This is a genomic window from Solibacillus sp. FSL R5-0691, assembly GCF_037974225.1.
In the GTDB taxonomy this organism is placed as follows: Bacteria; Bacillota; Bacilli; order Bacillales_A; family Planococcaceae; genus Solibacillus.
The window spans coordinates 1,657,641-1,680,881 of the sequence record NZ_CP150231.1; the positions used below are offsets into that span (position 1 = coordinate 1,657,641).

The following is a 23,241-nucleotide window of genomic DNA, read 5'->3' on the forward strand; positions in this document are numbered from 1 at the left end:
TATAATCCCTCATCAATCTTCGATATAATCCTTACTCATTATAACGATTGAATCGGCAAAAACGGATTTACTAAAATTTCGAAACATTTGAACTTTTCAATGGCGAATTGTTCGTATTAGAGAGCGATAAAAAGGTGTTTATTTTTCATAGGAATAAGTTAATTCTTCGGATGAATCGGCGACATCTACAACTAAATGATGTTCGTTGAAAAACCATTCATCGGACTTTTCAATATAAAAATGAATATCTTCCACAACGGTTTCAATGCCTATTTCATGCGGCTGCTCCCGTGTCATCCCTAACGAAAACCCTTCATGAAAAGGTGAAGAACCTCCATACCTTGCATAAAAACGAATGAAATCGCCTTTTTCTACTTCCATTTCCTGTTTAAACCAAGTAAGTGCTTTTTCTGATAGTCTGATTTCCATATATTTCACCTCTACTGCCATTATGCAGGAAATAAAAAAAACTTACAAAGCTCGCGTTCTGAAATTTAATTACAAAAAAAGACTGAAAGGAAACCCCTTCAGTCAATTAGTTAAAATCCTTTAATTTTCGGTTCAGTCCCGGCTTTGATCCGCTTAATATTTTCACGGTGACGGTAAAAAATGAAGCCAGCCAGTACGACAACTAAAATGAATAATGCATATTCACCCGTTATTATCCAATGACCGATGACATAAATCACCGCTGCAGCGGACACAATCATAGATGATAAGCTGACCATTTTTGTTAGCTTTAAGGCGATGACAAATACAAAGATTAAAATTATAAATAACGGTAAATTATAGCCTAAAATAACGCCACCGCTCGTAGCAACCGCCTTTCCTCCACGGAAACTGGCGAAAATCGGGAACATGTGACCCGCAGCTGCGATGACACCCAAGATTAAAGGATGGACCGTGCTGTCTGCGAAAAACGGCAATAACGGAAGCAATACCGCTGCTGTCCCTTTCAATATATCAATTAGCAATACGGCGATGCCCGGTTTTTTGCCCAATACTCGAAATGTATTGGTCGTGCCTAAATTGCCGCTGCCCTGTTGTCGAATATCCGTTTTGTAAAAAATTTTGCCAATCCATAAAGCTGATGGAATGGAACCGATTAAATAAGCACAAATAATAATTAACGCGTTGATCAAGTGTTGTGCTCCTTTCGAATTCAGAATTATCAGTTGGTACTAATAGTATGTATTGAATATTTTACAATGTTTTTTAATAGAAGGAAAGAGGTATTATTTTTTCGCTCATGTAAAAAACAGGAAAAAAGTTACATTTTATTGTTTGCTGCTAAAGGATATGCTTTTAAACGTTCGGTATTGGTGATACAATTAATCTTTGCAAAGCCTAAATCAGTACCTTTAAACATTGACATCATGCATATTTGAGCGTACGATTAGGTAGTAAATAGAACGTTTGTTTGTATTTTTGGAGGGGATTACATTTGGTAAAAAACCAAACCGGTATTTCGTATAATGAAGATGCCATTCAAGTATTAGAAGGTTTAGAAGCCGTACGCAAAAGACCAGGGATGTATATTGGTTCTACAGATAGTCGAGGTCTTCACCACTTAGTGTATGAAATTGTAGACAATGCAGTGGATGAAGCGCTTGCTGGATTTGGACATCATATCATCGTGAAGATTCATGAAGATAACAGTATTAGCGTGCGTGACCATGGTCGTGGTATGCCAACAGGTATGCATAAAATGGGTAAACCAACCCCGGAAATTATTTTCACCGTCCTTCATGCAGGCGGAAAGTTTGGACAAGGCGGTTATAAAACAAGTGGTGGTTTGCATGGTGTAGGTTCATCTGTAGTAAACGCCCTATCAACATTTTTGGAAGTAACGATTTACCGTGACGGGCAAATTTACCGCCAGCGTTTTGAACAAGGCGGGAAGCCGGCTACATCGCTTGATATGATCGGGAAAACGAAGGAAACAGGAACACTTGTACATTTCCTGCCGGATCCATCGATTTTTTCTGTCGTTAAATATAATTATGATACTTTGGCAGAGCGCTTACGCGAATCTGCGTTTTTATTAAAAGGTTTAAAAATCGAACTGATCGATGAGCGCGGAGAAGGGAAGCATGAAATTTTCCATTATGAAAGCGGTATTGAGGCGTTCGTTACATACTTGAACGAAGAAAAAGATGTATTGCATCCAGTCAAATATGTAGAAGGCATCATTCAGGAAATTGAAGTGGAATTCGCGCTGCAATTTAACGACGGCTATTCCGAAACGATTTTGTCATTCGTTAACAATGTCCGTACACGTGATGGCGGTACGCATGAAACAGGTGCTAAAACTGCTTTGACACGTGTGTTCAATGAATACGCACGCAAAATCGGACTGCTGAAAGAAAAAGATAAAAACCTGGAAGGCACAGATATCCGTGAAGGCCTGACAGCAATTGTTTCTGTCCGTATTCCTGAAAATCTGCTGCAATTCGAAGGGCAGACAAAAGGGAAGCTTGGTACATCCGAAGCACGCTCTGCCGTTGATACCGTTGTTTCAGAACAGTTAATGTATGTTCTAGAAGAAAACGCCGAGCTATCGGCTTCTTTAGTGCGGAAAGCCATTCGTGCCCAACAAGTGCGTGAAGCTGCACGTAAAGCACGTGATGATGCCCGTAACGGGAAAAAGAAAAAATCAAGTACGCTTCTGTCCGGTAAGCTGACACCTGCACAGTCGAAAAATGCTTCGAGAAATGAATTGTACCTAGTAGAGGGTGACTCTGCTGGCGGTTCGGCAAAACAAGGCCGTGACCGTACATTCCAGGCGATTTTGCCGTTGCGCGGTAAAGTCATCAATACCGAAAAGGCCAAGTTGCAGGACATCATGAAAAATGAAGAAATCGCGACGATCATCCATACGATCGGTGCCGGTGTCGGAGCTGATTTCTCTGTGGAAGATGCCGCTTACGATAAAGTTGTCATCATGACCGATGCCGATACAGATGGTGCCCATATTCAAGTACTATTGCTGACATTCTTCTATCGGTATATGCGTCCGCTCATTGAAGCAGGGAAAGTGTATATCGCGTTACCGCCTCTTTATAAAGTTTCAAAAGGTTCGGGTAAAAAGCAGGAGCTGATCTATGCCTGGACTGAACAGGAGCTGAGTGCCGCTACGAAGAAAATCGGCAAAGGCTATATTATTCAGCGCTATAAAGGGTTAGGCGAGATGAATGCCGACCAGCTTTGGGATACAACGATGAATCCGGAAACACGTACATTAATCCGTGTGAAAATTGAAGATGGTGCTCGGGCAGAACGTCGTATTACAACATTGATGGGCGATAAAGTTGAGCCCCGCCGTAAATGGATTGAATCGAACGTCAACTTCGGCATGGAAGAGGATGCAAGCATTTTAGAAAATGAATTCATCCAGCATGAGGAGGTTAACGAATAATGAGTTTTGTAGAAAAATTTCAAGATTTGCCATTAGAAGAAGTAATGGGTGACCGTTTTGGTCGCTATTCCAAATATATTATTCAAGACCGTGCATTACCGGATACACGTGACGGGTTAAAACCTGTACAACGTCGTATATTATATGCGATGTTCCATGAAGGTAATACTTTTGACAAACCGTTCCGTAAATCGGCAAAAACAGTCGGTAATGTAATCGGTAACTACCATCCGCACGGTGACAGCTCTGTATATGATGCGATGGTCCGTATGAGTCAGGACTGGAAAAGCCGTCATATGCTGATCGAAATGCACGGTAACAACGGTTCTGTCGATGGAGACCCGCCAGCCGCGATGCGTTACACGGAAGCTCGTCTTTCGGCGATTGCCTCAGAACTGTTACGTGACATTAATAAAAATACAGTTGAATTCGTTCCGAACTTCGATGATCAGGATATGGAACCGACTGTATTGCCATCTCGATTCCCGAATCTATTAGTTAACGGCGCAACAGGGATTTCGGCTGGTTATGCGACGGATATTCCGCCACATAATCTGCAGGAAGCACTTGATGCGGTTTTAATGCGTCTGGACAACAAAAACTGTACAGTCGATGAACTGATGACTGTCATTAAAGGCCCGGATTTTCCGACAGGCGGGATTATTCAAGGTGTAGACGGCATTAAAAAAGCGTACGAAACAGGCAAAGGGAAAATCATTGTCCGTTCACGTACTGAAATTGAGCAGTTAAAAGGCAATAAAGAGCAGATTATCATTTCCGAAATCCCGTTTGAAGTAAATAAGGCCAACATGATCCGTAAAATGGACGAGCTGCGTGTAAATGACCGACGTTTGGACGGCATTTCCGAAATTCGTGATGAATCGGATCGTGACGGTTTACGAATTGTTGTTGAGCTGAAAAAAGATGTGCCGGCACAAGGGATTTTAAATTTCCTATTAAAATCAACGGATTTGCAAGTTTCATATAACTTCAATATGATTGCGATTCATAACCGTCGTCCGATGATGATGACATTGCCGCTCATGTTGGATGCGTACATTGATCACCAGAAGGAAATTGTGCGACGCAGATCCCAATATGACTTAACAAAAGCAGAAGATCGCTTACATATCGTTGAAGGACTTATGAAAGCCTTATCCATTTTGGATGAAGTGATTGAAACAATCCGTGCATCGAAAGATAAACGCGATGCGAAAAATAACATTATGGAGAAATTCGGCTTTACGGAAGAACAGGCAGAAGCAATTGTCAGCCTTCAGCTTTACCGTTTAACAAATACCGATATTACCCAGCTTCAAAAAGAGCAGGATGAGCTCCAACAGCTTGTTGTGAAACTGAAAGCCATTTTAGAGGATGAAAAGAAATTGATCCGTGTTATTAAATCGGAACTGAACGATATTAAAAAACGTTTTACGGCACCTCGTCTCTCAACGATCGAAGCAGAAATCGAAGAAATTAAAGTAACGCGTGATGTGTTGGTACCAAGCGAAGAAGTTGTTGTAACCGTGACAAAAGACGGTTATGTAAAACGGACAAGCCTTCGTTCACACAATGCATCCAACGGCAAGGACTTTGCGATGAAAGATTCCGATTACTTGCTGTATGAAGCCAACTTGAATACACAGCATCATTTACTGCTGTTCACGAGCAAAGGGCATTACATTTACCAGCCGGTACATGAATTGCCGGATATTCGCTGGAAGGATCTCGGACAGCATATTTCGAGTATTGTACCAATCGACTCAAACGAGGAAATCATCGAAGTCATTGGAATTGATACGTTCGAAAAACCGGATCTGTATGTATTTACCGCTACAAGAGAAGGTCAAATTAAACGTTCGGCACTTGCCGATTACATTGTCACGCGTTATTCGAAACCGATTAAGACAATGAATTTAAAAGGCGATGATGAGATGATTTTTGCGCGTCTCGTTACGGATAAAGAAGAAGTATTGCTTTCGACAAACACAAGCTATACAATCCGATTCCCTATGGAAGATCTTCCGGTAACAGGAGTGAAAACAGCCGGCGTTAAAGGAATCATTGTTAAAGAGGGCGAGTATCTTGCGGCGGTGGCTATCTTAAATCCGGAGCAGGAACAAGAACTCGTTATCGTTACACAGCGCGGTGCCGTTAAGCGTATGCTGTTATCTGAACTTGAACTTGGCAACCGTGCGAAACGCGGTGTCGTTATTTTAAAAGAGTTAAAATCGAACCCGCACCGTATTTACACAATTTTAGTTGTGAACTTTAGAAATACGTTTACAATCGAGACCGAAAAAGGCATTCAGGAAACAATTTCAGTAACATCCTTAACGAGAGCGGACCGTTATTCAAACGGATCACTGCGAATTGATACAGATGGCGATGGGGCAATCTGCCGCGCCTATGTTGAAAAGACAGAGTAAGGATTCATGTATATTAGCCGAAAACAAAACATATGATAAAAGTAATTCATTGACATGAAAGGCATACTTTCATACAATGAAGTTAGTAAGATTCATGCGTGATGGATCTACAGTAGTACAAAGCGGTTGGGTGGCCCCCAATCGCTTTTTTATTTGCTCATTGGATGGAAATTAAAAACACCACCTAGATGGCGAGTCTAAGTGGTGAAAATAAATTTTTTACAGCATCATTCGGAAAAAACGATAAATGGTATCGACAAGACGAAAAAGATCTGTCGCATAACGAAAAATGGCGAGTTTTTCCTTACGCTTTTTTTCCGAAACAGCCTTAGCCTTTTCTTTGCGTGATGGATAAGACACAGTAGTACACCTCCTTTGCAAAAGGAGTCAGCTGGATGCTGCTTTTCTATTGTACCATGAAATATTAAGGAGAATATTCCTGTTTTTACTAGAAGAAAACAAAGAAAAAGCGTCAGATTCCGGCAAGAAATTCACCGGACTTTGACGCTTTTTTATTCGTGAGTGTTTTGACAAAAGACCATTTTTGTTCAGGCGGCAAAAGGATATTATTTTGCTTGACCGCACCGATTAGAAATCCTGTGTAATCTTTTTCGACGATAAACTGGTAAATATCCTGTTGTTCATCATTCGTTCCGGTAAACTGGACGACATGCTCGCCATTTCGAGCGGTAAAGTACTCCCAGTAGGTCAATTCATAATGGCCATCAAATACATCCGCAATGTGCAACGCTTCGTTAAAAGGCCATTGCTGCGCTTTTACATAATCGATATAAGGGGAGTCCGTTTCAATTTCTTTCCCGTTTAGTACAAAGCCGACAATACAGCCCATCACTACAACACAAATGAATACACGGATATGTTGTCCAAGCGTCATCGCATCACTCCTCAATATAGGATAGGGGAGATTATAAAAACTAGGAAGTTATAAAAAATCAGCCTCTAACAATGTTAGAAGCTGACTTGTTTTTCCTCAACTCGTCAAAGTAAGGAAGAGTATGATTAGTGAGAAATGTCTTGTACAGAAATACCAGTTTGCGCTTTTACTTCAACTTCGCGGTATTTCAGATCATTTCTTTCTTTAGAAATCAATGTACCGATAAATCCGCCTAAGAAACCAAGTGGTACAGAAATTAATGCAGGGTTCGTTAACATAATTAACGGTTCACCAACAAAGATTGCTTTACCTTCAACCGGATTCCATACGTTCGGAGAAACGGCAACTAAGATTAATGCAGAGATTAAACCTGTTAACATCGCTGTAACAGCACCTGATGTGTTGAAACGTTTCCAGTAAATTGTGTAGATGATTACCGGTAAGTTCGCTGATGCCGCGATACAGAATGCTAACGATACTAAGAATGCTACGTTTAATGTTTGAGCACCTAAAGCTAACAGTATCGAAACAACTGAGATAATGATTGAACCGATACGAGCTGCTTTAACCGCTTCTTGTTCCGTAACTTTACCTTTTTTAATGATCTGACCATAAATATCATGAGATAGGGCAGATGCTCCAGAAAGTACTAAACCTGCTACTACTGCTAAGATTGTCGCGAATGCTACCGCACATACGAATGAGAACAGAATGTCGCCACCAAGTGCTTGTGCTAATAGTGGGGCAGCCATGTTACCAGCAGGGTTTGCTGCGATGATTTTTTCTGAACCAACGAATGCTGCTGCACCGAAACCTAGGAAAATTGTTAATACATAGAAGATACCAACAATCCAAGTCGCCCAAATAACTGAAGAACGAGCTGTTTGTGCGTCTTTTACTGTGAAGAAACGCATCAGGATATGCGGAAGACCCGCTGTACCAAGTACTAACGCCATTAGCATTGAAATTGTATCAATACCGTTTGTATAACGTAAACCTGGATTCAAGTAAGCTTCGCCATGCTCTGTTACCGTTGTCATTTGTGTAAACATTTGAGCAATAGAGAAGTCGAATTTTGCTAATACTAGGAATGAAATAATGACAGTACCTAACATTAATAAAGCTGCTTTAATGATCTGTACCCAAGATGTTGCTGTCATACCGCCGAATAATACATAAATTGTCATCATGACACCAACTAGAAGTACCGCCATCCAGTATTCAATACCTAACAGTAATTGAATAAGGGCACCTGCACCTACAAGCTGAGCGATCATGTAGAACAATACGATTGTAATTGTAGATAATGCTGCTGTACCACGAACTTTTGCTTTATCGAAACGAGCTGTAATCATATCGGCTAATGTGAATCGGCCTAAGTTACGTAATGGCTCTGCTACGATATATAAAACTACTAAATAGGCTACTAGGTAACCGATCGAGAAGAAGAAGCCATCGAATCCGAATAATGCAATCGAACCCGCGATACCTAAGAATGATGCTGCTGATAAGTAGTCACCAGCGATGGCCATACCATTTTGCCAGCCCGTTAAACCGCCGCCAGCTGTGTAGAAATCCGACGCACTAGATGTACGTTTAGATGCCCACCAAGTAATGACTAAAGTTAAACCTACGATTGCTACGAAGAAGAATATCGCTGTAAAACTCATTTGCTTCTACCTCCTTCATATTCCGCAATAATCGATTTCGCTTCTGCGTCATATTTGTTAGCACGTGCTACATAGAAGTGAGCTAATCCCCAAGTCATTACGAACAACCCTGCCGAATAAAGCCATACCCATGTAATATCACCAATCGCTTTTTGATGTAAGATTTCTGTAAACGAAGTTAAGATTGGTAATAACATGTAAAGGACTAAAAAGATTGCGGTAATTGACCATAAAAAAGAATTCTTTTTCCGCGCCAGTTGTCTGAAAGATTGCTGTGATGCAATTCTCTCATAATCAATGATTGGCTTTTGCTTATTCCCCATAAACATTCCCCCATTTTGTGATAATTATTACTGCTTAATGTACGTAAAATTCTACTTTTAGGATTTTACATTTTCATTCTATTTTAGCTGTAACAAAATTGCAACACTTTTTAAATAAATTATGCAGAAAAATTTCTTGAAAAAATAAGTTTAATAGAGAAAAAATAATACATTAACGGGAAAAATTTAAAATGTTATAATTTGGATATTCAATGGAAAGGTAGATTTCACATGGGTTTGGAGAGTGAAATTCACTGTGAATTTGGAAAAAAGCAGAAAATATATGATAAGAAAATATTATTCATTTCTATAATGAAAAGTAATATTTAAAAAATGTTTTATTTTACAAAAAAATAAATTCAGTATATTCGAAAAGTTATATTCATGTAAAAAATGGTATAAAAAATAAAAAAACTGCTCAAAAATAGCAACTATTTTCGAGACAGTTTTCTATAGTTTAAATCTATTGTTCTAATTTATTTTCCTATCATAATTAATGGGAAACATCCTGCACAGAAACACCTGTATGTGCTTTAACGCGGATTTCTTTATAAACACGTTCTGCCGCTGCTTGTTCCACCTTATGTGCTGTTAAGATTGAGCCCAGGTAACCTGCAAAGAAGCTTAAAGGAATGGTAATGATGGCAGGTACCGCTAAATTCACAATTGGTTCGCCTACAAATATCGCATTTCCGGTTGGACTCCAAATGTTCGGACCAAGCGCACCTAATACTAAACAAGAGACTAAGCCTGTTACCATTGCAGCAACCGCGCCGTTTGCATTGAATTTCTTCCAATAGATCGTATAAAGGATAACCGGTAAGTTTGCCGATGCTCCGATACAAAATGCAAACGATACGAGGAAGGAAACATTTAAGCTTTGCGCAAATAGTGCTAATAGGATCGAAACAATTGCAATGGAAATCGAACCGATTCTTGCAGCTAATACTTGTTGCTTTTCCGTTAGTTTACCGTCTTTCAGGATTTCACCATAAATATCATGGGAAATGGCTGATGCACCTGTTAATACTAAACCGGATACAACCGCTAATATAGTAGCAAATGCCACCGCACAAATGAATGACAGTAATATATTGCCGCCTAAAAACTCAGCCAACAGTGGGGCAGCCGTGTTACCCGCAGCATTTTCCGCGATGATTTTTTCAAACCCGACGAAATGCATGGCACCAAAGCCTAAGAAGATTGTCAGCGAGAAGAAGATCGCTGTAATCCACGTTGTCCATGAAATCGATGCACGTGCCGTCTTCGCATCTTTTACTGTAAAGAATCGCATTAGAATATGTGGTAAACCTGATGTACCAAGCACTAACGCAAGCATCATCGAAACCGAATCGATTGTAGATGTGTACTTCATCCCAGGCACTAAATATTGGTCCCCGTAATTTGTGCTGACCGTATCAAACATTTTCACCAAATTGAAATCAAACTTCGAGAATACTAAAAATGCCAATAATGTCGTACCGAACAATAATAGGCCTGCTTTAATAATCTGTACCCAGCTCGTTGCCGTCATTCCACCGAACAGTACGTACGTCGTCATCATAACTCCTACGATTAAAACAGCCATCCAATACTCAATACCGAATAAAAGTTTAATTAATGCACCGGCACCAACCAATTGGGCAATCATATATAAAATGACGATAATGATCGTACCAGTTGCTGCTACACCACGAATTCGTTTTTCATTAAAACGCGCAGTCAGCATATCCGCCAATGTATAGCGTCCTAAATTACGCATCGGTTCCGCTATTATATATAGTAGAACTAAGTTTGCTACGACATATCCGACAGAGAAGAAGAAGCCGTCAAAGCCTGTTAATGCAATCGCACCGGAAACGCCTAAAAACGCGGCTGCGGATAAGTAGTCACCGGCAATGGCAAATCCGTTTTGCCACCCTTTTAACCCGCCACCAGCAGTGTAGAAATCACTTGCAGAAGATGTTCTTCTAGCAGCAATATATGTAACAATGAGTGTTAACCCTACGATCCCAATAAAGAAGCCAGCTGAAACAAGATTCATCGCTATGCACCCGCCTTTTCATATTCTTGTAAAACCGCAGCGGCCGCTTTATCGAATTTAGCTGCCATTTTTACGTAAAGTGTACATAAAACAATTGTCATAATGAAAAGGGCAAGCGAGTAGACCCATACCCAAGTAATACTGCCGACTGCCTTCTGTTGTAAAACAGATGTGAATGCAAGCACCGGCAGTAAGATGTAAAATGTCAAAAATGTTATAGTTATTCCGAATAAAAATGTGTTTTTCTTCTTTACAAACTGATTGAATGTTTCCATGCGATCGATTTTATCAAAGTTAATGCCATCGCGTTTCGCTGAGATTTTGTTCCCTAATTGACTCAACGGAATTCCCCCTTAAGAAAAATTATTCTGTTTTAAACGGCAAATTACTATTTGAATCCGTTAATAGTACTCATTGTAAGAGGGGATACAATATAATGCAATAATAATTTTTCTGAAAAATTTGAATGTTTAAAATGCGAATGAAGCAGAATTATCAAGTTTTAAGGAGATATAATTGGAGAAGGTCTGTTTGAAATTGGTATAGAATTATTATTTACGGAAAGGGAAGTAATGAAAAACATATTTTAGCTAGAAATTAAATTACATAAAGCACAATATTATATTTCGAAACTTAAAATATCTGTAATTTAAGCTGAATTAGAGTTATTCAGCACATTGTACTATAACACAAAACGGCTAGTAAAAATCTGATATACTAATAATGAGAAATTTTTTTATTTAAGGTGAGGGAATTCTTACATATGGGTGAAAACATGGAATTTATATAAAATGGAAGTGTAATGATAATATTTTGACTCTGCATAAGAAAAAACCCGGGATATTATAAATAACACATCAAAAAACTATTAAATTGGAGGGATATCATGTTGAATTTAACTACGCAACGGTTAACTTTTGAACGCTATACGGAAAAGGATCTACTGACTGTGCTTGACCTCGTTTCGGACCCACTGATGATGAAATTTATTGGCAATGGACAACTAAAGGATAAAGCATATGCGATTCATTTAATCGAACGAATGCTTGAACAATACGAAAATTTTGGGGATTACGGGTTACATAAATTGATTCATCGTCAAACAGGTGAATTTATCGGACATGCGGGGCTTGTGGCACAAGTTATTGACGATACTTTTGAGATTGAGCTCGGGTATTGGATTAAACGTGCTTATTGGGGACAAGGCTACGGCTTTGAAGCAGCTCAGGCGCTGGCGAAATATGCGGATGAAGAGATGTGGCTGCACCGGTATATTTCAGCGATTCAAGTAGGAAATGAAGGATCTAAAAGAATTGCATTAAAAAATGGGATGCATTTGGAGAAAGTCATTGAAATGGACGGGAAAACGGTTGAAATCTATGTTAAGCTCAATTCATTTGAAGAAGATGAAACGGAAGCGTTATAAGAGGAGTATCGACATATTGTGAAAACGTATTTTGAAAGCTATGAACACTATAAAAGGCAAGGAAATTCTATTAAAACGACGACCATTACAGCAAAACAGTTGCTGCCGGCGCTTATTGCCCATATGGAGCGCATGGACAGGCAGTTTACACTGCATATTAACGGTCAGCTGCCAATGCCGATTGATTCATTAATGAAGGAAGCTTTTGATCAGTGTCATCTGGAACAGCCATTTTACACCCAACATTGTGAAAAACGTAGCTATAAATATCGGCAATTAACGAAAAATCGGGTGAAAGTGGAGTTTACGATGCGTTACCGTATGGCGCGGCAGGAAGAAAAATGGATTGTTGATGAAATTCAAACCATCTTAAAAAATCGAATTGCTCCAGATATGTCAACGTTGCAAAAGGTTTTCACTGTTCATGATTATATTGCAAGGACGTATAGCTATGAACGGCATACTGAAGGTTCACCATTTGCTGTGTATACGTTTATGAATGAAAAACACGGTGTTTGTATGGCTTACGCGCTTCTTTTTGAAAAGATGATGGAAGCTCTAGAGATTCCTTGTTATTATGTGATCGGAAAAGCGGCGGGTGAGGGCACAGAGGGGCATGCTTGGAATATGGTGCAGATTGATGGTCATTGGTATCATGTCGACGTGACTTGGGATGATATTGGTTCTATTCCCGGTAAAGAAGTTCGCTATCGTTATTTTTTAGTTGCGGACGAGAAAATGCGTCTTGATCATGAATGGAATGAAAATCATTATCCAATGTGTACGAGTAAAAAATTTGAAGCAATTCATCGTTTATATGATGGCTGTCTTGCCAATACTAGTTTATATTATGCACATCCTGGAAATGGTCATCTGTATGAAATGAATTTTGCAAAGTTTCCATTTCAACCTAAACAGAAACTTGCTGTTAAGATTCAATTTTGTTTCTATATCAATGGATTATTGTATTTCAGGAATGATTCTCATAATGGCTATTTGTATCAATTGGATCCAGATACTATGGAATTGACTCAGCTAAGCGCGGAACAAGTTATACGAATCTATAAATCTGATACGACATTAGAAGTCTTGTATGCAGATGAAACGACTGAAAGCATTCAGAAGGTAATTTCAACGGATTCTGTAAGCGAAGATACAATATTAGCTGAAACAGCTGAAAACCGCTTGGAAGTTCCGTTACATACATTTGGGGACAGCTGGGTAGCGACAATAGATCAGCAAGATGAATGCCAGCCAATAGTGTTTAAAAGCGCGGACGGGATCGAATTGACTGTAGATGACGAGTATAAGCAACTAACGGTAGATATATATATTAATAGAGGTTTACATATTCAAATGAAAAGTAACCGAAAAAATGTCGAATTCAAACAGCCAGCTCAATTAAAGATGCCAGTAGCGTTAATACCGGGTCTGGAACAGCAATTAACAAAACAAAACGCGTTGGCATTTATTGCTGATGAACAATTTATTTATATCCAGTTATATAAAAGCGTTACGATCCAACTGAAAAAGTAAATAAACAGCCATAATATAACGGGTTCGGTTAAGTTATGGCTGTTTCATTAAAAAACGCGTTTTGTCTCACTATTATAAGTATACTTTTGAAACGAGACTTAACTTCCTATAATATATATTATGACCGTGTCCCTATTTTAGAAATTAACATTATTTAAAATATACATTGTTCCTGTCGCCTTTTTATATATCTACATTCTACATTAACATAATACATTTAATTAGAGCAATTTTCTCTTATGATTATAAAATTAAGCTATTTCAGCTTTTATACCTCAATAGCTTAAAAAAATAAATAATTTTTTTAATATAAATCTTTAGTACATCAACAAATGTACTTATTGTTTCTCCAGCTTTGCATCCAATCGACTTATCTCTGTCCGCGCTTCTTTAATCAACTTGATCTTTAGGATGATTTTTACGATGAAGCTCAGTAAGATCTTTTATATAATATAAAGAATAGTCATCGTTAATATCCACTTCAAAAAAGTAATAATTTTGAGTTTCTATATCTATAACTTCTAATTCAAACAAACCCATTCCTCTCATGTAATTGATTTCTTCAGATTTTAAATTTTCTCTAGCAATGCCATAGTTCGTTTCAATATAGTTTATCGCATAGTTGTATGCGATTGCGCTCTGAGATTTAGAATTAAAATAATTGTAATTAACAAAAATTACTATTATACAAAATAATAGATTAAAGATAACTATTTTTTTCATATTCCTCTCCTTCCGCCATAATTTTTAAAGTCCGTGGAACAATGATAATCTTCGAATAACAATTGGTATTATCTCTCAAAATTTCAATTCCATATAATGTGAGGTTTTGTTGTAGTTTTCCAAAAGTTAATATCAAACGATCATCAAAGTAATTCATAATATTTGTCATGATATTCCCATGGATTCCTATAGCAATTCTTTTCCCATTGTAATTATGTAATCGTTCATTTAATGCTGCAAGTCCCCGTTCTTTCACTTCACGGCTAGTTTCTCCACCAGGAAAAGAAAAATTTTCGTTTTCAAATGAGTACTTAAACGCTTTTATAGAATCAACAAAAATATAGTCGTTCGCAGCCAAAAAGTGCGTGTCTCACAAATTAGATTTTTGTGTTCATTGTTAACTTCTTCCTTTCCTATTTACATACTAAGTATACTTGTAAATTATTGGTATGTTCATATAAATTTTAAGAAATCCGCGCATTGCTTTTTAACTTCCTCGATATATCCGAATTTGTATAAAGAGAAATGCTCGAGGGTAGACTTTTTAAAGAAAATTCTGGAGGTGTGTTGAACGTGTTAGAGAAAAAATTAGCTCTTCATGAAACAATGGAATTTCATGAAGTTATAAATTTTATGACAACTAGTTTACTTAAATCAAAGTTAAGTCAAGGTGTCGTCTTTGATGATGATTTAAGAGCTTTATTAGACAAAAATGTGAAGTTATCTACCCCAGCACTTGCCGCAATGGTTAAGCTCTACTCTAAATCGGAACTCGTATATTAGGAGGTCAATTTTATGGAAGACTATTTAGATCCGATTAATTCAATCGGTATGCCCGAACTGACGGATTCTGGCGTGGCGCTAGAGTTTTTGCTTACAACAAAGACGGGCATTCGAAATCTTTCAATCGCCTTAACTGAAACGGCTTCCCCAGCGCTCCAAAAAATCATGAGAACGCAACTGAATGTGATGATTGATCTGTATTTTGAGATTTCAGAGCTCATGATGAAAAAAGAATGGCTGAAGCCTTATCATTTGGAAGGTCAAAAGGAATTGGATATTAAATCCGCGGAAAATGCGATAAGTATTGCACAGTTGGATTTATTTCCTAAGAGCATGAATCGTAAAGGCATGTTCCCTACCCCACCAAAAAAGTAAATGGAAAAGAGGAATTTTTAATTGAAAGCTGTTACTTTTCAAGGCATTAAAAATGTTGAGGTCAAGGAAGTAAAAGACCCAAAAATAAAAAAAGCCGATGATCTTATTATCCGTCTAACGACAACAGCTATTTGCGGATCTGATTTGCATTTGATGCATGGAATGATTCCAAATATAGGACAAGATTATGTCGTTGGCCATGAACCGATGGGAATTGTTGAAGAAGTCGGCAAGGATGTGACGAAAGTCAAAAAGGGTGACCGGGTTGTCATTCCGTTTAATATTGCATGTGGTCAATGCTGGTACTGCAATCATGAGCTCGAAAGTCAATGCGATAATGCGAATGACAATGGTGAAATGGGTGCCTACTTCGGTTATTCAGACACAACAGGTGGTTTTCCTGGAGGCCAGGCAGAGTATATGCGTGTTCCCTATGGCAATTTCCTCCCTTTTAAAATTCCGGAAAAGTCTGAAGTTCCCGATGAAAGTCTCGTTCTCCTCGCCGATGCTGCAACGACTGCTTTTTGGAGTGTAGAGAACGCTGGTGTGAAAAAAGGTGATACGGTTGTCATCCTTGGCTGCGGACCTGTTGGGCTATTGGCGCAAAAATTTACATGGCTAAAAGGTGCGGAAAGAGTCATCGCTGTAGATTATATCGGTTATCGTCTCAAACACGCGAAAAAGACAAATAAAGTCGAAATTGTTAATTTTGAAGACCATGAAAATTGCGGTGAATATTTAAAAGAAATTACAAAAGGCGGCGCGGACGTTGTTATTGATTGTGTCGGGATGAGTGGAAAAATGACGCCTCTAGAGTTTCTGGCAAGTGGCGTAAAACTGCAAAGTGGTGCTATGGGAGCGATTGTGACAGCCAGTCAAGCTGTACGTAAAGGAGGAACGATCCAAATTACCGGTGTTTATGGTGGCCGATACAACGCTTTCCCACTCGGTGACATATTCCAGCGCAATGTAGCAATTCGTACCGGACAAGCCCCGGTTGTTCATCTCATGCCCCATGTCTATGACTTAATCGCTGATGGCAAAGTGAATGCAGGTGATATTATTACCCATGTCCTCCCTCTTGAAAAAGCAAAACATGGATATGAAATATTCGATACAAAACAAGAAGATTGCATTAAAGTGGTTTTAAAACCTTAAATATATTGTATAGGTACTTTTGTCTCTGTTGCAAAAGTACTTTTTCATTATCGGAAGAGCCAGTCAAAATTTATCATAAATCACTTCATTTTTTTAACATGTTTATAGTAAATTAAGGATAAAAAATAACGCAATAAAAAAAAAGCGCCTTGTCACAACAATGGTCTATTATAAATGTTTTGTATGGGTGGCAGTACACTATTCACGATTAATCATTTTACAGAAGAATGTTATTCAATAATATGGCCCGATCGTGGAATAAGAAAACCTGTATTCCTTACAATTTTTTTAGCAATCTTTATTAAAAGAAAAAAGCAGCAATTCCAACATGGAATTGCTGCTTTTTAAGACTTCGTTATTATTATTCCTTATACTTAAATGAGGGGCTAATAACCTTTCTTCTCTCCATTAAAACATTGTCTTTCCAAACCCCGTCTAGTAGTGCGATTTTTTCTCGAATACCCACGATACGAAAGCCATTTTTTTTATGAAGGTTTAGACTAGCGATATTTTCTTTAAAAATTTTGGATTCCAGTGTCCAAAATCCTTCTTTTTCAGATGTTATAATCATCTGATTCAATAACAAATTTCCAATTCCCTTTCCTTTTGCTTCAGGCGCAATATAAATGCTTACTTCCCCTACCCCTTTATATACCGTACGTTTTGAAACAGGTGTTAATTTACACCAACCTAAAATGTGATTTTCTTCGAAAGCAACAAATGAACAAGTTGGAATTGCTTCACCAAACCATTCATTATAAGATTCGGGTGCCTTCGATTCGAATGTAGCCATTTTTGTATCGATTCCTGCTTCGTAAATTCTTTTTACGTCTAGCCAATCTTCACTTGTAACAGATCGAATTTTAATCGCCATAAATCAACCTCCCTAAAAACTGAATAATAAAATAATAAAATGAATAGTTGCATTTTACAAGTATTTCTGTTTAAATTTAATTAGAGGTGATTGAATGGAAAACAAACGCGAAATTTTTCACATACTAACTCGAAGATTTGGATTATTAAACAAAAATTGTTGCTCTGTTGGATCATTTGAAATATCCACTATCCAAAGTCAAATTCTTTACGAAATAGATAAACAGCAAACACCTTCTATGCAACAAATTGCTGAAACACTCGCAATGGATATTACGACATTCAGCCGACAAATTCAAACACTAGTGAAAATGGAATTGGTTAAAAAAACACCTTCTCTTCAAGATAAACGTGTATCAATTTTATCATTAACAACACAAGGAAAATTTGTTGCAACAACGATAGATGAGTCCATGAATGCCTACTTAGAAGAAGTATTTTCTCATATGAACGACTTTGAAAAAGAAACTGTCCTTCGTTCGATTCAACTTCTAAACGAAGCCATGTCTAAATCGACAGTATGCTGTACCCCAATTTACTAAGCAAGAACTTTCTTGCTTTTTTATTAATTATATAGTTGCAAAATACAAGTATTTTAGGAGGATGTTAAAAATGAACATACAGTTTACAATTAAAACTCAAAATTCTAGCTGTTGTGCACCAACACCAGGGTCAACTAATTCTTGTAGTGGGCCTGTGGAAGGTATACAAAAAGAGTCACTCCCTAAAGAATTACCTTTTAAATTAAATAAAACGTATCCTGTTGCTATTCTTGGAGCAGGTCCTGTTGGTTTAGCTGCTGCTGCCCATCTGTCTTTAGCTGGTGAAGCGTTTATCCTTCTTGAAAAGGGCTCAGAGGTTGCTGAAAACATTAAATCATGGGGGCACGTTCGTCTATTTTCACCGTGGCAATACAACGTTGATAAAGCTGCTAAACAACTACTGCTGAAATCTGGTTGGACTATGCCAGAGGAAGACGCCCTACCAACAGGTCAAGAAATTCGTGAAGTGTATTTAAAACCCTTAGCAAATTTACCTGGAATCCAACCATTTATTTCGTTTAATACAACAGTTGTAGGTATTAGTAAAAAAAATCACGATAAAATGAAGTCTGCCAGTCGCGACTCTGCACCGTTTGTACTTTATACAGAACAAAATGGTGAGGCAGTACGCATTTTTGCTGGTGCTGTTATTGATGCGACAGGCACGTGGGCAACACCGAATCCTGTTCATGCAGATAATGTTTGGACATCAGCCGAACAAAAGCTTGCTAACAAGATCTTTTACGGTATTCCAAATATTGAAACACTAAAAGAACGCTATACAGGCAAACGTATCGCCGTTATCGGAGGTGGACACTCAGCTATTAATACGATTTTAGAATTGGAAAAGCTTGAAGATGTTGAAATAACATGGGTTTTACGTAAAAAGCGTGTAGAAGATGCTTATGGCGGTGAAGAAAAAGATGCCCTTGCTGCTCGAGGAGAATTAGGGAGTCGTATTCATACATTGGTTGATGAAGGAAAAGTAAAAGTCTTTACCCCATTTTATATCGAAGAAATTGCACAAACGTCAGCTGGAATTATCATAAAAGGTGAAGGCGTGATTGGCGAACAACAACTTCCTGCAGTTGATGAAATCATTGCAAATACAGGAAGCCGTCCAGACTTCTCGTTCTTAAAAGAAATCCGATTATCGATTGATACGGCTGTCGAAAGTGTTGAAGCATTAGCACCGCTCATTGATCCGAACGAACATAGCTGTGGTACGGTTCGTCCACATGGCGAACTCGAATTACGTCACCCTGAAACCGGCTTTTATATTGTTGGTATGAAAAGCTATGGACGTGCGCCAACCTTCTTAATGGCGACTGGCTATGAGCAAGTTCGTTCAGTTGTCGCTTACTTAACAGGTGACCTCGAAAGTGCTCGTAAAGTAGAGCTAGACCTTCCTGAGACCGGTGTATGTAGTTTAGATTTAAATAGTAATAGTACTTCTAATTGCTGTTAAATAATTATCCTCTTGGAGTATTTTCAAGGGGATTTCTTTATTAGGATAAAAAACATAAAAAGAAAAATCCACCTCTTGTTAGAGATGGATTTCCGTTACTATTTTAATGTACTCGAATGATGGAATCGCATTTTAGCAGCTTGATTGTTCGTAGCCTAGTAATACTAAGCCAAGCTGGCCATTTTCTTCTTCTGCGTGAATTGTTACGTCTGTTAACTGCTGGGCAATTTGTAGATCTACGGCGATTTCAATTCCTTCAACTGTCTCTACTGTATCTGCTTCCTGTGCTGGTGCAATTTCTGCACTTAAATTCATACCACAACATCCTGCAACACCGTAAAAGCGCAATGTTGCACCTTCAGCTTGAGCTAATACTTGCTCTAAAAATTGTTTACCTTCTGGACTCATCTTCACTTTAGCGTCTCCCCTTTTAATGCATGTAATCCGTCTTTTCCAACTGGCGATTTCTTCACCCAAGGAATCGTGATAAAGCGGTTTTTGCTTAATTGTTTTACTTCCTCTAACCATTTAACCTCAGACTGCTGTTTTTGCATCAGTGTTGGACTTGTTAACGTAAGACCGGAAAAAGATTGATTTACGACCCACCAATCGACATGTAAGCCTGCACGTGCTAAATCCTCTTGCAAACGCGTTGCTTCAAATACAGGTGTGGCTTCCGGTAATGTAACAATCGCTACACTTGTATAGTCTTTATCGCGTAATCGTGGTAATAAGTTCGATATAGATACAGGTACTTCCCCTTCTGAACGTGAAATTTCCCTATGATAGCTTTCCGTTGCATCAAGAAGTAACAGCGTGTGCCCTGTTGGCGCTGTATCAATAATAATAACTTCATCTTGATGCGTTTCAACCAGATTCGCAAATGCTCTAAAGACCGCAATTTCTTCCGTACAAGGTGAAGCTAAATCTTCTTTTACAAAAGCGAGTCCGTCTTCATTCATTGTCTCACTTGCTTTTGCGAGCACTTCTGCTTCGTAATTCGCAATTTCTACTTTTGGGTCAATACGACTAACAGTTACACCAACTTGTTCTTCTTGACCAAATGTCCAATTTATATGGGCTGCGGGGTCTGTTGTTGTTAAGTGTACACGCATCCCTTCTTCGGCCAGTCTAAGAGCAATATACGAGGCAACAGTCGTTTTCCCTACGCCACCTTTCCCCATCGCAAAAATAATCTTTGGCTTACGTGCTACGTAGTCCGCGATCATTTCTTCAAGTTCCGGGGTATTTAATATCGTTGGCTGATTCGCATTTGTCTGGAGCTTCGTATCCATCATCCATGCTTCCATTCGCTCAATGCTTGATAAAGAATAGGGTACGAACGGTAAGTAAAAATGTTTAAATGCCTTTAATGATTCTGGCATTTCTTTTAGCGCCACCGTTTGACGTTCAGAAATGGCCTTTTCAATCGGATCATCGCTTTCTGATTGTAAAAGTCCGTTAATAAGTAACTGCTGATTACGAAGACCAATCTCAAATAATTCTTCTGATGCACGTGCTGCTTCCTTTAATGGATTTGCTTCAGGTCGTGTGACAAGCATCAGTGTTGTTTGCGCCTTATTCGTTAACTGTGCAACAGCTTGCTTATACACTTCATGCTGAGGCTCAAGCCCTTTTAATGGGCCTAGACAAGACGTACCTGTCGTATTTTCATCTAAAAATGTTGACCATGCTGACGGTAACTGCAATAAACGAAGGGTATGGCCAGTTGGTGCCGTATCAAACACAATCGTATCGTACTGCTTTGTATACGTATCGTTTGTTAACAGCATTGCAAATTCATTAAAAGCGGCAATTTCAACAGTGCAAGCACCTGATAATTGTTCCTCCATATTTTGAATCACAACTTCCGGCAATCTCCCGCGATAAGGGCCAACCATTTGCTCCTTATAACTTACTGCAGCTTGCTCTGGATCAAGATTTAGAGCATAAAGATTTTCTGTACCATTTATTTTTGTTGGTTCATTTTTTAAGTCCTGACCAAATATATCTTGTAAATTCGAAGCTGGATCAGTGCTAATTAACAGCACTTTTCTTCCCTCTTTCGCTAACGCAATGGAAAGACTGCTAGCAGTCGATGTTTTCCCAACACCGCCTTTTCCTGTAAAGAATAGAAATGGTGTTGTCGGGAAATGGTCACGCGTAAAACGTTCCATTATTTTTTCACTCCGATTGATAGACGTACTTTAGGCTTTTTCAAAAGTTCATCTTCACTTAATCCTGACCACTTCGCAAACTGAACTGTTGTCGGGTAGTTCCCCTTTAATACCAGTTCACCATCCACGAATGTCGCCGGCAAGCTATCCATTCCGTCCGTCATCAACAAATCATTAACTGCTTTATTATCGATAAACACATCTGGATTATTTGTTAAATTAAAACGTTCAGCTGATACGTTCGAATTTTTTAAGTTATTCATAATAAAAGACATGCGTAGCAGCTCTGGATCAATCGCTGGTCCACATACACCTGTTGGACAGCACTTCGCCTGTTCAAAAATTTCGATTTTCTTCAAGTCGATTCCTCCGAACCCTTATTATTTCAATTCTACGTTTACGAACTGCTCAATACGTGCTCCGATAGCATCACGCACTTGCTGGAACACTGCCCATTTCTCTTCCTCTGTACCTGTTGCTTTTGCTGGGTCTTCGAAACCCCAATGCTCACGACGTACGCCTGGAGGGGTCATTGGACATTTATCTGCCGCATCTCCACAAAGTGTTACAACTAATGTTGCTTTGTTTAAAATATCTTGGTTAATTAAATCTGAAGTGTGGTGAGAAATATCAATTCCCACCTCATTCATTGCCTTGATCGCATTTGGATTGACACCGTGTGTTTCAATACCGGCTGAATACACTTCCCAATCTCCCGGTAATAATTTTTGTGCCCATCCATCCGCCATTTGTGAACGGCAAGAGTTTCCTGTACATAAGAAATAAAGTGTATTTTTTGTCATTTGTATAAACTCCCTTTATTAAAAAATTAGTAATGTAATATAAAGTCCAATTAACGTAAAGATTAAGATCGGTACCGTTAATACAATCCCCGTTTTAAAGTACGTACCCCAAGAGATTTTCACACCTTTTTGAGACAGTACATATAACCAAACCAGTGTCGCGAGTGATCCGATTGGCGTTATTTTTGGTCCTAAGTCTGACCCGATAACGTTAGCATAAATTAATGCTTCACGTAACGTACCATCTGTCGTCGTTTCAGCAATTGCTAATGCATTGACCATCACAGTTGGCATATTGTTCATGACAGAAGATAGAAATGCCGCGATAAAGCCCATGCCAACTGTCGCTGCGAACAAGCCTTGCTCTACTGTCCATTCAATTACGCTAGCTAACATAGGAGTTAAACCTGCATTGCCTAGTCCGTATACGACAACGTACATACCAATTGAGAAGAATACGATATTCCAAGGTGCCCCTTTCACAACGGCTTTAGTATCAACAACTGCACTTTGTCTTGCCATGATTAAGAAGAAAATTGCAATAATGCCAGCTACTAGAGAAACCGGTATACCAATAAACTCACTTGAGAAATTCATC

24 protein-coding genes and 1 pseudogene are annotated in these 23,241 nt (G+C 38.7%); 9 read left to right on the forward strand and 16 right to left on the reverse strand.

What is annotated here, in order from left to right; translation table 11 throughout:
- Positions 1-138: 138 nt before the first annotated feature.
- Positions 139-429: a HesB/YadR/YfhF family protein gene (locus tag MKY51_RS08145; RefSeq protein WP_339176415.1), complete on the reverse strand. Its 291-nt coding sequence runs from the start codon at positions 427-429 to the stop codon at positions 139-141.
- A gap of 110 nt (positions 430-539) precedes the next feature.
- Entirely contained in the window at positions 540-1,142 is a 603-nt protein-coding gene (gene plsY / locus MKY51_RS08150; protein ID WP_339176416.1) for a glycerol-3-phosphate 1-O-acyltransferase PlsY, read from the reverse strand.
- A gap of 302 nt (positions 1,143-1,444) precedes the next feature.
- On the opposite strand from plsY, the gene parE reads away from it, so the two are divergent.
- Both parE and parC read left to right on the forward strand, forming a co-directional pair.
- Positions 1,445-3,418, forward strand: coding sequence for a DNA topoisomerase IV subunit B (gene parE / locus MKY51_RS08155; protein WP_339176417.1), 1,974 nt, complete (start codon positions 1,445-1,447; stop codon positions 3,416-3,418).
- Positions 3,418-5,847, forward strand: a complete 2,430-nt coding sequence (parC, locus tag MKY51_RS08160) for a DNA topoisomerase IV subunit A (protein WP_339176418.1) — start codon at positions 3,418-3,420, stop codon at positions 5,845-5,847. Before parE ends, parC begins: the two co-directional genes overlap by 1 nt.
- A gap of 219 nt (positions 5,848-6,066) precedes the next feature.
- Here the strand turns inward: parC and MKY51_RS08165 are convergent, their stop codons facing one another.
- The 6 genes from MKY51_RS08165 to MKY51_RS08190 form a co-directional block, all read right to left on the reverse strand.
- Entirely contained in the window at positions 6,067-6,207 is a 141-nt protein-coding gene (locus MKY51_RS08165) for a hypothetical protein (RefSeq protein ID WP_339176419.1), read from the reverse strand.
- Positions 6,208-6,319: 112 nt separating this feature from the next.
- Positions 6,320-6,742, reverse strand: a complete 423-nt coding sequence (locus MKY51_RS08170; protein WP_339176420.1) for a hypothetical protein — start codon at positions 6,740-6,742, stop codon at positions 6,320-6,322.
- Positions 6,743-6,867: 125 nt separating this feature from the next.
- Positions 6,868-8,412, reverse strand: coding sequence for a sodium/solute symporter (locus MKY51_RS08175; RefSeq protein ID WP_339176421.1), 1,545 nt, complete (start codon positions 8,410-8,412; stop codon positions 6,868-6,870).
- Positions 8,409-8,735, reverse strand: a complete 327-nt coding sequence (locus MKY51_RS08180; protein ID WP_339176422.1) for a DUF485 domain-containing protein — start codon at positions 8,733-8,735, stop codon at positions 8,409-8,411. Before MKY51_RS08180 ends, MKY51_RS08175 begins: the two co-directional genes overlap by 4 nt.
- Positions 8,736-9,228: 493 nt before the next feature.
- On the reverse strand, positions 9,229-10,779 hold the full coding sequence (locus MKY51_RS08185) for a cation acetate symporter (protein WP_339176423.1): 1,551 nt from the start codon (positions 10,777-10,779) through the stop codon (positions 9,229-9,231).
- A 2-nt stretch (positions 10,780-10,781) separates the two neighbouring features.
- Positions 10,782-11,120 (reverse strand): DUF485 domain-containing protein, encoded by a 339-nt coding sequence (locus tag MKY51_RS08190; RefSeq protein WP_339176424.1) that lies wholly within the window; start codon positions 11,118-11,120, stop codon positions 10,782-10,784.
- Between the two features lie 545 nt (positions 11,121-11,665).
- Here MKY51_RS08190 and MKY51_RS08195 point away from each other — a divergent pair.
- Both MKY51_RS08195 and MKY51_RS08200 read left to right on the forward strand, forming a co-directional pair.
- The gene (locus MKY51_RS08195) at positions 11,666-12,205 is read left to right on the forward strand and encodes a GNAT family N-acetyltransferase (RefSeq protein ID WP_339176425.1); all 540 of its coding nucleotides are present in this window, start codon (positions 11,666-11,668) and stop codon (positions 12,203-12,205) included.
- An 18-nt stretch (positions 12,206-12,223) separates the two neighbouring features.
- Positions 12,224-13,741 carry a transglutaminase domain-containing protein gene (locus tag MKY51_RS08200; RefSeq protein ID WP_339176427.1) on the forward strand — a complete coding sequence of 506 codons (1,518 nt, stop codon included), beginning with the start codon at positions 12,224-12,226 and terminating at the stop codon, positions 13,739-13,741.
- Positions 13,742-14,131: 390 nt separating this feature from the next.
- On the opposite strand, the gene MKY51_RS08205 is transcribed toward MKY51_RS08200, so the two are convergent.
- Both MKY51_RS08205 and MKY51_RS08210 read right to left on the reverse strand, forming a co-directional pair.
- On the reverse strand, positions 14,132-14,464 hold the full coding sequence (locus tag MKY51_RS08205; RefSeq protein WP_339176429.1) for a histidine kinase: 333 nt from the start codon (positions 14,462-14,464) through the stop codon (positions 14,132-14,134).
- A complete protein-coding gene (locus MKY51_RS08210) occupies positions 14,442-14,822 on the reverse strand; it encodes a histidine phosphatase family protein (RefSeq protein ID WP_339176430.1) in 381 nt (126 codons plus the stop codon). Before MKY51_RS08210 ends, MKY51_RS08205 begins: the two co-directional genes overlap by 23 nt.
- Positions 14,823-15,037: 215 nt before the next feature.
- Between MKY51_RS08210 and MKY51_RS08215 the strand changes: the two genes are divergently transcribed.
- From MKY51_RS08215 to MKY51_RS08225, 3 genes are read left to right on the forward strand one after another with little or no spacing between them, the layout of a single operon-like run.
- Complete coding sequence (locus MKY51_RS08215) at positions 15,038-15,247, forward strand: spore coat protein (RefSeq protein WP_079526732.1); 210 nt, start codon at positions 15,038-15,040, stop codon at positions 15,245-15,247.
- Between the two features lie 12 nt (positions 15,248-15,259).
- Positions 15,260-15,622, forward strand: coding sequence for a spore coat protein (locus tag MKY51_RS08220; RefSeq protein WP_079526734.1), 363 nt, complete (start codon positions 15,260-15,262; stop codon positions 15,620-15,622).
- Positions 15,623-15,643: 21 nt separating this feature from the next.
- Positions 15,644-16,780, forward strand: a complete 1,137-nt coding sequence (locus tag MKY51_RS08225) for a zinc-dependent alcohol dehydrogenase (RefSeq protein ID WP_339176431.1) — start codon at positions 15,644-15,646, stop codon at positions 16,778-16,780.
- A gap of 361 nt (positions 16,781-17,141) precedes the next feature.
- Here the strand turns inward: MKY51_RS08225 and MKY51_RS08230 are convergent, their stop codons facing one another.
- On the reverse strand, positions 17,142-17,654 hold the full coding sequence (locus tag MKY51_RS08230; protein WP_339176433.1) for an N-acetyltransferase family protein: 513 nt from the start codon (positions 17,652-17,654) through the stop codon (positions 17,142-17,144).
- Positions 17,655-17,748: 94 nt separating this feature from the next.
- Between MKY51_RS08230 and MKY51_RS08235 the strand changes: the two genes are divergently transcribed.
- Positions 17,749-18,195, forward strand: a complete 447-nt coding sequence (locus tag MKY51_RS08235) for a MarR family winged helix-turn-helix transcriptional regulator (RefSeq protein ID WP_087617237.1) — start codon at positions 17,749-17,751, stop codon at positions 18,193-18,195.
- Between the two features lie 70 nt (positions 18,196-18,265).
- Positions 18,266-19,663: an NAD(P)-binding domain-containing protein gene (locus MKY51_RS08240; RefSeq protein ID WP_339176436.1), complete on the forward strand. Its 1,398-nt coding sequence runs from the start codon at positions 18,266-18,268 to the stop codon at positions 19,661-19,663.
- 132 nt (positions 19,664-19,795) lie between these two features.
- On the opposite strand, the gene MKY51_RS08245 is transcribed toward MKY51_RS08240, so the two are convergent.
- From MKY51_RS08245 to MKY51_RS08265, 5 genes and pseudogenes are all read right to left on the reverse strand, one after another.
- Positions 19,796-20,071: a Fe-S cluster assembly protein HesB gene (locus tag MKY51_RS08245; RefSeq protein WP_339176596.1), complete on the reverse strand. Its 276-nt coding sequence runs from the start codon at positions 20,069-20,071 to the stop codon at positions 19,796-19,798.
- A gap of 2 nt (positions 20,072-20,073) precedes the next feature.
- Positions 20,074-21,840 carry an arsenical pump-driving ATPase gene (gene arsA, locus MKY51_RS08250; RefSeq protein WP_339176437.1) on the reverse strand — a complete coding sequence of 589 codons (1,767 nt, stop codon included), beginning with the start codon at positions 21,838-21,840 and terminating at the stop codon, positions 20,074-20,076.
- Positions 21,840-22,199: an arsenite efflux transporter metallochaperone ArsD gene (arsD, locus tag MKY51_RS08255; protein ID WP_339176438.1), complete on the reverse strand. Its 360-nt coding sequence runs from the start codon at positions 22,197-22,199 to the stop codon at positions 21,840-21,842. Before arsD ends, arsA begins: the two co-directional genes overlap by 1 nt.
- Positions 22,200-22,220: 21 nt before the next feature.
- The gene (arsC, locus tag MKY51_RS08260; RefSeq protein WP_339176439.1) at positions 22,221-22,643 is read right to left on the reverse strand and encodes an arsenate reductase (thioredoxin); all 423 of its coding nucleotides are present in this window, start codon (positions 22,641-22,643) and stop codon (positions 22,221-22,223) included.
- A gap of 18 nt (positions 22,644-22,661) precedes the next feature.
- A pseudogene (locus tag MKY51_RS08265) lies at positions 22,662-23,234 on the reverse strand (ArsB/NhaD family transporter); the annotation flags it as partial.
- Positions 23,235-23,241 lie beyond the last annotated feature (7 nt).